This is a genomic window from Phocaeicola sp. GP0067 (assembly GCF_031119655.1).
Lineage (GTDB): Bacteria > Bacteroidota > Bacteroidia > Bacteroidales > Bacteroidaceae > Phocaeicola > Phocaeicola vulgatus.
On the sequence record NZ_JAVHZY010000020.1, the window covers coordinates 11,588 to 22,973 of the forward strand.

Consider the following 11,386-nt stretch of genomic DNA (forward strand, 5'->3'; position numbering starts at 1 on the left):
TTCTATTTATTTATGCACAAAGCCCGGACTTTTCCAGTCTGGGCTTTGTTATAAATCCCTTTTTCAAGTCTATTTACGCGAGCCATTTTTGATATATAATCAGTATTATGTTTAATTAAATACTAAGTGAACATTAATATGTTGAAGGGTAACACATTGTGATTTGCTTGTGCTACCCTTCTTGATTCTTTATTTTATTACTAATATAGGTGTATTAGCATGAAATATCATTTTTCTTGCTATGCTAGGATTAAACAATCTAGCAAATATGTTTCGTTTATAATTTGTGATGCAAATCACGTCTATATTTTCTTCTTTTACATAGTTGTCCAAATTGTTCAGTATGTTATCTTCTTTCACTACATTATAATATAGTTCCAATTTAGAGTATTGTTTTTGAAAGTAATCTTTAATACCTGCTAGTTTTATTTCATTCCATGCATCGTTATCTGTACTTAAATGAATGAAGGAAACAGCAAAATGAAACGATTTAAAAGCATTTATCAAGGAGTCAAAAGCTATTAGATCCCTTTGGTCAAAATTGGTCACAAAAGCTACTTTTTTTATATCATTGAATGTTTTTAGTGGTGTATGTTCTGGAATAGCATATACAAAGGATTTGCTTCTTTCTATAACTTCAGCTGTAACGCTACCAATCAAGTCTATATCTTTTTGGCTTCTCCCTCTTGTTCCCATTATAATTATCTGAGGATTATATTCTTTAGCATATCGTAAGATTTCTTCTTCGGGAATACCATCACGCAAAATGCAAGTATATTTTATATTAGGAAACTCTCCCGACTCAACTTTCTTTTTGATTGTATCAGAAAGTTTATTCAACTCGTTGTGCACTGTTTCTATCATACTTTTTACAGATTCTTCTCTTTCGATCTGAAAATTGAAATTATCAGTTCCATAAGGAATTGTAGGCACATAAATAGGACTGAAATAAGCATGTAGAAGCACAACTTCTGAATTAATAGCATTAGCAAAAGAAAAACCAAATTGGCAGGCTTTAAGAGAATAGTTTGAAAAGTCTATCGGGATAAGTACTTTTCTTTTTTCTTTATTTCTTTCTGAGCTGCTCTCCTTACCTTTGATTATATCTTCTGAAAGCCATGCAGAACTTTCTATAATCTGCAAAGCATGAGGCAGGTCGCTTTCTTTAATTCTTAGCCTTACTCCAGAAGATATGACAGGTTGAATAAGATTCACATTGTGAATGTACGCTTCAATTCCTTCATTCTCAAGTACATTCTTTAAAATCTGTGCTTTAGCATAAGTGAGGATTGCTAAGGTTACCAATTTATCTTCCATAATTCTATATTTTAAGTGATTTTCAGGTTAAACAAAAAATCCCAATTGAATGTTGCATTCAACCGGGATTTTATATTACGCTTCTTGCGTTACTTTTTCTTCAGTTTCTCTCAATATTTGAAGGGCTTTTTCAAGAACTGTTGTATCATCTAGCATTACTAGTCCCCCATCTGGTCCCGGTTCCAAATGAATTCCAACACTTTTACCATTCTTGAAATTGTGTCCACCAAAAAAGTTACGTACAGTTTCTACGGTCATATTGAGTTCATCTGCGATTCTGTGCATACTCCCACTAGGTAATGAATCTTTGATTCTGCGCAGTTCATTAAATGTTATTGTTCTCATGATGTATTAAATTTAGTTATAAAAGTGAGTACTTAAATCATGGTATAAACTTAATCAAAAAAATGCATAAAACAAATCTTTTTGTGCTATTTTTGACTATATGTAAATTTATAATGGTTAATTTGCTGATTATAGATTGAGTGTATGAGTCACAATCATACCTGCTATAATAATGAAGAAATAAGTAGAAATGAGAATTATGTAGAATAAATTAATATCACTAATCAAATAACCGCTGGCAGTGTATTGATTAGAAATGCAACGTGGTTTATAAAAGATTTTTTTTTGAATAAATTTATAAAGGAGATAAATCAAATATCCTATGAAACAACCTTCTATAGTACCAAAAAGAATATCTCCCGGATAATGCACTCCTAAGTAGATTCTAGAATAGGAATTGAGTACGGCCCAAAAAAGAAGCATAAAAGTAAGAGATTTCCTTTTAATTAGTAAAGATAAAAAGACAGAAATAGCAAATGTGTTGGCAGCATGACTGGATATGAAGCCAAATCGTCCTCCTCTATATCCGTTTACAATATCAACCATATACATAATATTGGGGTCTTGTGTTGGACGGAAACGTGCGAAAAACGGTTTGCATAAACCAGAAGCTATTTGATCTGCTAAAGTTATGACTAAGGCAATCATAACGATAGTCAATAATGCTTCTTGAATTTTATTATTTTTAATTATGATATATAACAGCATAGCAGCTACAGGTACCCATACAATTGTACTGGTAGCTACCCACATGAATCCGTCCCAAAATAAGGATTGGCTTCCGTTCAAATTCAGTAGTAATTCTTTATCTGCTGCTATGTACTGTTGTATATCCATTGATTATGTTTTAAATGATTTCAATAACATTGGTAGGTACCCATCCCACATTACCGTCTTCCAGTTTAATTTCTTTCCACTCCTTCATCGTATTATCTTTAATTATTACTTTCCTACCTTCATGAAGAATAAATAAGTCTGTTCCACTTTGGTTAGGAGTACTTTTGACTGTAACGCTAGGAGCCATTATAATAGCGTTATCATGATTAATTAATTCAGATTTTTGTTCTGAGGCAAATATATTTGCTAAAATAGTCACTAGAAAGAAAAAGATTGCTGAAATAAATCCTACTTTCTTCAAGACTACTCGTTTTCCGAAAATAAATAAAGACAGTGCCAATATCATCAGAATAAACATGATGATGCCTGTATGTGCCCATGCCTTTTCACTCATTGTATTAATAAGTGATTGAGTCCAGGTAACGAAAAACATTTTACTAGAAGGGATTACCTTGTCTACAGTTTTGCTTCTAGCCAGTTCTAGGTTGAAACGAATATCACTATTTCCTGGGTTTAGCAACAAGGCACGTTCGTAATTGAGGACAGCTTTGGCAATGTTATTCATTTTATAATAGCTGTTACCTAAATTATAATAAATATCGGAAGATTCCCCCTCGTTTTTTAATATATTCTCATACATCTCTACAGAAGCTGCAAAGTCGTTTCTTATATATGCACTATCGGCTTCTGTCTTTGTTGGGAAAGTTTGCACAGCAGCACTTTGTGGCATTTCTGTTTGGGCGGTAACCTGTGCAGAGTCTGATTCATTCTGTGCGTAGACTGTGACAAAACTTATCAGGAATATCAAAATGAAATATATTTTTGTCATTGTTATAATCTCCTTTGATTTAGTGTTTTATACTATTCTCCATTTTGCTGATGACCTCAACAGCCGAAGAATATACTTTATCCATAGCTTCATTCTGATTACCCGGAGCATAGCGGGCGAACTCGCATTCATTCAATGTTCCGATGAAATCTTTAATCAGTTCGGGGGCAACACCATATTTGGTCAATTCGTCCTCGATATTATCTTTAGACAATTGAGAAACCGGGATATTCAACTTATCACTGATGTATCCCCAAAGTGCTTTCAACACCTCATCATAGAATGCTTCTTGTTTGTTTTCAGCTAATAATCTGCCTGCATTTTTCATGCGTTTGGCAGCCACTTTATTCGCTTTTTTAGTACGTACTTTTGCTACATTTGCATTTTCAATAGCTTTTTTACGATAGACAATTACGAAAACAACGAAGAGAACCAATGGAATGATATACCATAGATAATATGTTGTTGAGCCAAAGAAGAAATCTCCCTTACGAGTTAAACTAGTTTCCCCCATTTTGATGTAGCGGATGTCTTGTCCCAATACTTTCAAATCTTCCTTGTTGGTAAAGTCTGCAATAACTTGATCTGCATTTCCTGCACCTTTTTCCACTTTTAGGTTGTAAGCTTCTGTTTTTATTGTTTTATAGCTATTGCTTTTTAAGTCAAAATAGGAAAATTCGACAGGCGGAATAGTGAAATTGCCGGCATGTCTTGGAATTGCTAGATATTCTATCACCTTATTGCCTGACAAACCTTCGCGAGTTAATGTAAATTTATTGTCAATCTTGGGGTCGTATACTTCAAAATCCTTTGGAAAAGCTACTTCCGGAGTATTGACCAATTTCAAATTACCTGTACCAGAAATGACTAACTTAATGGTTACAGCATCATTTGTTTTCAGTTCTTTTGTACTTATAGACGAACTGATAGTAAACTCTCCTACTCCTCCGGAGAAATTAGCCGGTTTGCCATCGGGCAATGCTTTCACATTGATGGTCAGCTTAGGAGTGACAATGTTTTTCTTTACTTCCACATAGTTACTTCCACCATTAAAGAAAGCATCAAAAGGATCGTCTGAGGCAACTTGTTGAGCTATAACCCCTTCAAAGGTAATAGCCGGAATTTCTATTTTTCCCGATTGCTGGGGGAAAAGTACATACTGACTCCACACAGTAGTGTTATAGTTTCTTCCGTTATAATGTTCCAAAGAGAATGTCTTTTGTTGGGGAAGTTCCACTTCTTGTACATAAATGTTGGTTAGTTTAGGCATGTCACCACGCAGCTGGCGCAAGTTTACCAAAGTATAGACCTTGTATGTCAACAAGATGGCTTCCTGTTCATAAACAGTAGTCTTACTTGCTGTTGCGGTAATAAACAAATCTTGATTGGTTATTTTGCTTCCGGCAACCTGACTGCGTGAAGAAGTTCTTCCACCGCTATTGTTTCCACCTCCAACACCATTTGTTTGATCAGGCGGTAATACTTTGATTTGTACGGAATTTGAAGTTTTGTTTTGTCCGTCTGCCACAATAGTAGCACCAGGAATGGTGTAAGTTCCTTCTTTATCAGCCATCAAAATATAAGTAAAAGTAATGGAGCTGGTAGAAGTAACATTACCATTTATAATCTGTGTACTACTCTGCTGTGAACGGCTTGGTCCCATTAAGACATCGAACCCCTTGATATTAGGTGCACGAAAATCCCTGACTTTATGAGTGTTAACCGTATAAGTCAGCCGGAACTGATCCCCGCTTACTACTACATCAGGCGCAGAAGCGGTAAACGTCACATTTCCGTCTGCCCATGCTCCGAGCACCGATGTTATTAATATGAATAAGAGAATTACTTTCCTCATTGCTATCTAATTATTTTTTTATTTGCCAAAATTAAGAAATTACCAGTCTTTATCCAACTTCTTTCCTTGAATTTGCAGTTGTTTTTTAACTTTGTCTTGCACATTCTTTTCATCTTGCATCACAGCATTCAATAATTGTTGGGCATTTTCCTTGGACATTTCATCCTTATTTTGCTGCTGTTGCTGCTGATTTTGATTTTGTTGGTCTTTCTTATCCTGTTCTTGCTGGTTTTTGTTCTGATCCTTTTTGTCGTCTTTCTGATCTTGTTTTTGATCTTGATTCTTATCCTGATTCTGGTCTTGATTTTGCTGTTGGTCTTTCAACAGCTTTTGCGCCAAAGCCAAGTTATAACGAGTTTCATCATCTTTCGGGTTATTCCGTAAAGATTCCTTATAAGCCTCTATACACTGTGGATACTGCTTGGACGACTGAAGGATAACTCCCATGTTATGATAAATCTGTGCCAGTTTATCCTTGTCCTTCTCTACCTTAGAAGCAGATTCAAACTGTTCCATCGCTTCCTTTGCTTTTTGCTGCATCAAGAGCGAGTTTCCCAAATTGAACATGGCATCTGTTGATTTCGGGTTAATTTCCAATGCCTTACGATAATCTACCTCCGCTTTGATAAACAAGCTGTCATTATACAGCTTGTTTCCGCTGCGCAGATAATCTCTTTCTGTTTTTTGGGCGAAGGCACTGCTTGCCACAAGTAAGAATAACAGAGTGATATAGGTTTTTTGTAACATAAGCATTCCTTATTTAAATAGTCTGACATTTTTGAAAAGCGGATTTTTCCGTTCCAAAATAAGCATTTCTACCACCAGCAGGATAAGCACCAGCCATGCCAAAGCCTGGAACTGTTCATCAAATTCAGTATAAACCTGACTTTCTACATCAGCTTTTGACAGTTTGGCGATTTCATTGTTCAATACCTTCTCGGCAGAGTTGGTATTATCCACACGAATATACATTCCATTGCCAGCCTTGGCTATTTCCTGGCACATCTGCTCATTCAAGCGGGTGACGATAACATTTCCATCCTTATCGCGACGGAAATTGTTGCTACCGTCCTCAGCTGGAATTGGAGAACCATCCGGTGAACCTACTCCTAATACAAATACCTGCATACCTTTTTCGGCTGCTTCTTGGGCTGCTTCTACTGCCCCACCTTCATGATTTTCACCATCGGTAATGACAATAATTGCACGTCCCACTCCTTCTTGCGGAGTAAAACTCTTCATTGCCAGGCGGATGGCCGCACCGATATCCGTACCTTGTGTGGTTATCAATGACGGATTAATGGTTTCCAAGAACATTTTGGCGGAAACATAATCGCTTGTGATGGGCAATTGCGTGAAAGCATCACCTGCAAAAACAATCAATCCCACTTTATCATTATTGAACGTATCTACCAGTCTGGAAATCAATTTCTTTGATTTGTCCAAACGACTGGGAGTCACATCTTCTGCCAGCATGGAGTTTGAAATGTCCAAGGCAATGACAGCTTCCACTCCACTTCGTTTCACCGTTTCCATCTTTGAGCCGAACTGTGGGCGGGCCAACATCAGTATAACCAATGTCAACGCAGCAAAAGTCAGCCAAAACTTGATGTCAGGACGATACTTGGAAATAGTCGGCATGAGCCCTTTCAGCAATGCCGGATCACCATATTTGCGAATATTTTGGCGGCGGTGATAATTGGAATACAAATACAGCGCCACCAAAAACGGCAATAGGATGAGTAAATATAAAAAGTTCGGGTCTGCAAATCGAAACATGACTTTCTTTTTTTAAGGTATTTTCTTTAATACTGAGTTACGCAACAAGAGTTCAAGCAAAATGCAGAAGAAAGCAATCCAGGCGAATACCTGATATTCTTCTTCGCGTTTGCTGAATTCCTTCACGTTCAACTTCGTTTTCTCCAGTTTGTCTATCTCCTGATAGACTTCCTTCAACTTGGAATTGCTGGTGGCACGGAAATAATTTCCGTTCGTTGTACCTGCAATCTCGGTCAAAGTCTTTTCGTCTATCTCGACGGGGACATTCACATATTGCGTCCCTGCGTAGGTCTGCATCGGATAAGGAGCAGTTCCGTTTGTACCGACACCGATGGTGTAGATCCTGATTCCGAACTGTTTGGCTATCTCGGCAGCCGTCAGCGGAGAAATATCTCCACGGTTATTGCTACCATCCGTCAGCAGAATAATCACTTTCGATTTCGCCTTGCTGTCCTTCAGACGGGTCACCGCATTAGCAATGCCCATACCGATGGCAGTACCATCTTCAATCAGTCCGCGCTGGGCGATATCGCCTTTGATGCTGTTGAACAGATTCAGCAACACCCCATGGTCTACCGTCAGCGGACATTGGGTAAAACTCTCACCGGCAAAGATGGTCAGACCGATATTATCATTGGGGCGGCCGTTGATAAACTCGGAAGCTACTTGTTTGGCAGCTTCCAGTCGGTTGGGTTTCAAGTCTTCGGCCAGCATACTGGTAGAAACGTCCACTGCCAGCATGATGTCGATTCCTTCTATTTCGGTATTCTGCCAGTTGTCTGTGGTCTGAGGGCGTGCCAAGATCAGGATTACCATGATGATAGCCACCGTACGGAGTACGAACGGAGTATGCAGCAAGTAAATCTTCCAGCTTTTGGGTGCCTTCATATACATGCGTGTGGTAGAAACCTGAAGCGTAGGCTCGGTTTTCTTCCGCTTCATGACGTACCATACTATATAAGGTATGAGCAGAACCAGCAGAAATAGATATTCAATATTTGCAAAAATCATTGTTCCTAGTATTTATTTGTTAAAACCAGAGGTTATATACACCACTCAGCACCTTATACAGAATTACCACAATAGCAATAACAATGATGCTGATGCTGCCCAGCAGAATCATTCTGCCCTGTTTGCTTCGCTTTTCCTCCACGGTGATTTCCGTAGGTTCGGGCTTTGCATTAGGGTCTGGTTCCACTTTTGTATTATTGATGAAGTCTACTGCGTTTACCAGATTCATATCATTTTCGTTCATCAACGGAGAATGTTTGGCGAATTTCACCAAGTCGGCAGTCTGGAACAAATACATCAAATCCTTGATAGATTCTTTGTCGTTGATTTCCTGTAGCTTATCAATAATTTCGGATGAAGTCATCTCCATAGCGTTAAAGCCGAATCGTTCTTCCATATAAGTGCGGAGTACATCCGTCAGCTCGGTATAATAGGTCTTCGGATCGGCTGTACGCAAGGTTTTGTCTCCCTTGATACGCTCTATTTCCTTCAACGCCTGCTGGTGTGGCGGCAACTTCGGTTCAATCTTGATCTTCTTGATGATAGGCTTGTTATCCTTGTAGCGTACAAACAGATAGTAAGCCAGTCCGCCCAAAGCAAGCATCAGCAAGGTAAGCCATACGATGGCCGATACGTCATCCCAGGTGATAGGTACTTCGCGAACGGTCTTCGGTCCGAAGAATTGTTCGGGATGCAGCGTGTCTACCGGAATGGAATATACTTTTACGGCCAATGCTTTGGACCGGTAAGGCTCTCCGTTTACCATCACCTCGAATGGGGGGAGATAGTAAAGTGCCGAGTCAAAAGAGGTTATTGTATATTCCTGTTTTATCAGCATACGTTTTCCATCGTTCAGCATCTGGGTATCAGGCTTGGCTATATCCAATATCTCCACTCCTTTTACCAATGTATCGCGCAGGAACGGAAGTTGCAGTTTTTGCTTGGCATCCATGCTGATTTCCAGCTTCACTTTAGCCTGTTCGCCAATGAGAAGTTGCAGCGAGTCAATGCTGGCGTCTACCGTAACCTGCTGTGCCTGTGCCTGTCCGGCTGTTATCAGCATAATTGCACAAACTCCAGCTTTCAAGAACTTTTTGCTAGTATTCAGTATATTCATATTCTTTAATTTCGTTTAGCAAATAAGTTAAGCAACGATTTCACATAATCCTGATCCGTGCGGATAGATACAGAGTCCACATTACTTTTGGTAAATGTTTCATTCAATACTCCCTGACGCTGTATCCACCAGTCATTATGTGCGCGACGCAAAGCTCGTGACGAGGTGTCAATCCATTGCTCGTGGCCGGTTTCGGCATCGCGTACTTTCATCAGTCCCACATCAGGTAACTCTGCCATGCGGCGGTCGTATACCTGGATAGCTACGATATCATGTTTCCGGTTGGCAATGGTCAAAGCATTGCGGAAGTCGTTTTCATCTATAAAGTCGCTTATCATAAAGGTGGTGCAACGTTTTTTAATTACGTTGGTCAGATATTCCACAGCTATCTTTATATCTGTACGCTTGCTTTCGGGCTTGAAATCAAGCAGTTCACGGATGATATAAAGAATATGTTTACGGCCTTTTTTAGGCGGAATGAATTTCTCAATCCGGTCTGAAAAGAAAATAACTCCGATTTTATCGTTATTTTGAATGGCCGAGAATGCCAATGTAGCGGCAATCTCGGTCACCATATCCTTCTTCAACTGCTTCACCGTACCGAAATCCAAGCTGTTCGAAACATCAATCAAGAGCATAACCGTCAATTCGCGCTCTTCTTCAAACACCTTGACAAAGGGTTTGTTGTAGCGGGCGGTTACGTTCCAGTCAATGTCACGTACGTCGTCACCATACTGATATTCACGTACTTCCGAGAATGACATACCTTTTCCCTTGAATGCAGAGTGATATTGTCCGGCAAAGATATTGTTCGAAAGTCCGCGTGTCTTGATCTCAATCTGGCGAACCCGTTTTAATAAATCACTTGTTTCCATACTGTTCGTACTATGTTGTTTATTTATCCGGTGCATCGGTTTCTGTTTTTTCTCCTATCGAGAATGGTTTTTCAAACGGATGCATTTGGTGTTTCATCTATGTGGGACGGCAGTCCCACATAGATGAAACGGGAGTTCCACATGGGTGGAATGGCGGTCCCACCCATGTGGAACTCTGTACTCAACCTTTTGTTTCCAAGTCTTCTTCCTAACCGTCAAGCAATTAAGAACTGCCTCAGAACACAATCCTTAGGGTACTTCCACTTTATTCAGGATTTTGCTTACAATTTCATCAGAAGACATGTTCATGGCTTCTGCTTCGTAAGTCAAGCCGATACGGTGGCGAAGCACATCGTGAGCAACTGCACGAACATCTTCGGGAATCACGTAACCGCGACGTTTGATGAACGCATAACTGCGTGCTGCCAATGCCAGATTGATAGATGCACGCGGTGAACCACCGAAACCAATCATGTCTTTCAGTTCTTTCAAGTCATATTTTTCAGGGAAACGGGTTGCGAATACGATATCAGCGATGTATTGCTCTATCTTTTCGTCCAGATAGACTTGGCGCACCACTTTACGGGCTTCCATAATATCTGTTGCTTTCAGAATGGGGCGAACTTCGATTTTCTCTCCGGTGATATTTTGGCGGATGATTTTCTTTTCTTCTTCCAGTTTCGGATAGTCAATAATAACTTTCAGCATAAAACGGTCTACCTGGGCTTCGGGAAGCGGATAGGTACCTTCCTGTTCAATCGGGTTCTGAGTAGCCATTACAAGGAAAGGTTCGGGTAGCATAAAGGTTTCCTTGCTCAGTGTGACTTGACGTTCCTGCATGGCTTCCAGCAAAGCACTCTGTACTTTAGCCGGGGCACGGTTAATTTCATCGGCCAATACGAAATTTGCAAAAATCGGACCTTTCTTTGCTATGAATTGTTCGTCTTTCTGACTATAAATCATGGTACCGATAACGTCGGCGGGCAGCAAGTCCGGAGTAAACTGGATTCGGCTGTACTTGGCATCAATCAAAGATGCAAGCGTTTTGATCGCCAGAGTCTTTGCCAGACCCGGAACACCTTCCAACAGGATATGACCATCGGACAGTAAACCGATAAGTAATGATTCTACCAAATGTTTCTGACCTACAATAACCTGGTCCATACCAGTCATTAAGTTGGTTACGAACGCACTTTGTCTTTCAATTCGTTCGTTTAGTTCGCGAATGTCAATTGCTTCAGCCATAATTTTGTTTATTTAGTTATTTCTTTATTGATCTAATAACGGGCTTGTAAATAGCCTTGTTCATTTAACGCAGCCAAAATTACGCTAATTAATTAACAGCGGCAACTAATTTTTATTAAAAAAGTAAAGTGCATCTCTACTTTTTAAAGGTTATTGGGCTAAAGAATTTTAAAATA

The 11,386-nt window shown here is 39.4% G+C and carries 11 protein-coding genes; all 11 read right to left on the bottom strand.

The genetic code is table 11. From position 1 onward, the window contains the following. Window positions 1-189: 189 nt before the first annotated feature. The 11 genes from RE317_RS14605 to RE317_RS14655 all read right to left on the bottom strand — a co-directional run bounded on the left by RE317_RS14605 (window position 190) and on the right by RE317_RS14655 (window position 11,210). A complete protein-coding gene (locus RE317_RS14605; RefSeq protein WP_005841333.1) occupies window positions 190-1,317 on the bottom strand; it encodes a universal stress protein in 1,128 nt (375 codons plus the stop codon). Between the two features lie 75 nt (window positions 1,318-1,392). Continuing rightward, window positions 1,393-1,662, bottom strand: coding sequence for a hypothetical protein (locus tag RE317_RS14610; protein WP_005852491.1), 270 nt, complete (start codon window positions 1,660-1,662; stop codon window positions 1,393-1,395). Between the two features lie 129 nt (window positions 1,663-1,791). Then, window positions 1,792-2,499 carry a phosphatase PAP2 family protein gene (locus tag RE317_RS14615; protein ID WP_005841329.1) on the bottom strand — a complete coding sequence of 236 codons (708 nt, stop codon included), beginning with the start codon at window positions 2,497-2,499 and terminating at the stop codon, window positions 1,792-1,794. A gap of 10 nt (window positions 2,500-2,509) precedes the next feature. Further along, window positions 2,510-3,328, bottom strand: coding sequence for a tetratricopeptide repeat protein (locus RE317_RS14620; RefSeq protein WP_005841327.1), 819 nt, complete (start codon window positions 3,326-3,328; stop codon window positions 2,510-2,512). Window positions 3,329-3,347: 19 nt separating this feature from the next. Next, window positions 3,348-5,183: a BatD family protein gene (locus RE317_RS14625; protein WP_005852490.1), complete on the bottom strand. Its 1,836-nt coding sequence runs from the start codon at window positions 5,181-5,183 to the stop codon at window positions 3,348-3,350. A 39-nt stretch (window positions 5,184-5,222) separates the two neighbouring features. Further along, window positions 5,223-5,930: a tetratricopeptide repeat protein gene (locus RE317_RS14630; RefSeq protein ID WP_005841323.1), complete on the bottom strand. Its 708-nt coding sequence runs from the start codon at window positions 5,928-5,930 to the stop codon at window positions 5,223-5,225. A gap of 9 nt (window positions 5,931-5,939) precedes the next feature. Next, entirely contained in the window at window positions 5,940-6,962 is a 1,023-nt protein-coding gene (locus RE317_RS14635) for a VWA domain-containing protein (RefSeq protein ID WP_005841321.1), read from the bottom strand. Window positions 6,963-6,974: 12 nt separating this feature from the next. Beyond that, the gene (locus RE317_RS14640; protein ID WP_012055626.1) at window positions 6,975-7,973 is read right to left on the bottom strand and encodes a VWA domain-containing protein; all 999 of its coding nucleotides are present in this window, start codon (window positions 7,971-7,973) and stop codon (window positions 6,975-6,977) included. Window positions 7,974-7,992: 19 nt separating this feature from the next. Next, a complete protein-coding gene (locus RE317_RS14645) occupies window positions 7,993-9,090 on the bottom strand; it encodes a BatD family protein (RefSeq protein WP_005841307.1) in 1,098 nt (365 codons plus the stop codon). Between the two features lie 5 nt (window positions 9,091-9,095). Continuing rightward, window positions 9,096-9,965 carry a DUF58 domain-containing protein gene (locus tag RE317_RS14650; RefSeq protein ID WP_012055625.1) on the bottom strand — a complete coding sequence of 290 codons (870 nt, stop codon included), beginning with the start codon at window positions 9,963-9,965 and terminating at the stop codon, window positions 9,096-9,098. A 249-nt stretch (window positions 9,966-10,214) separates the two neighbouring features. Then, window positions 10,215-11,210, bottom strand: coding sequence for a MoxR family ATPase (locus tag RE317_RS14655; RefSeq protein WP_005841303.1), 996 nt, complete (start codon window positions 11,208-11,210; stop codon window positions 10,215-10,217). Between the last annotated feature and the right edge of the window lie 176 nt (window positions 11,211-11,386).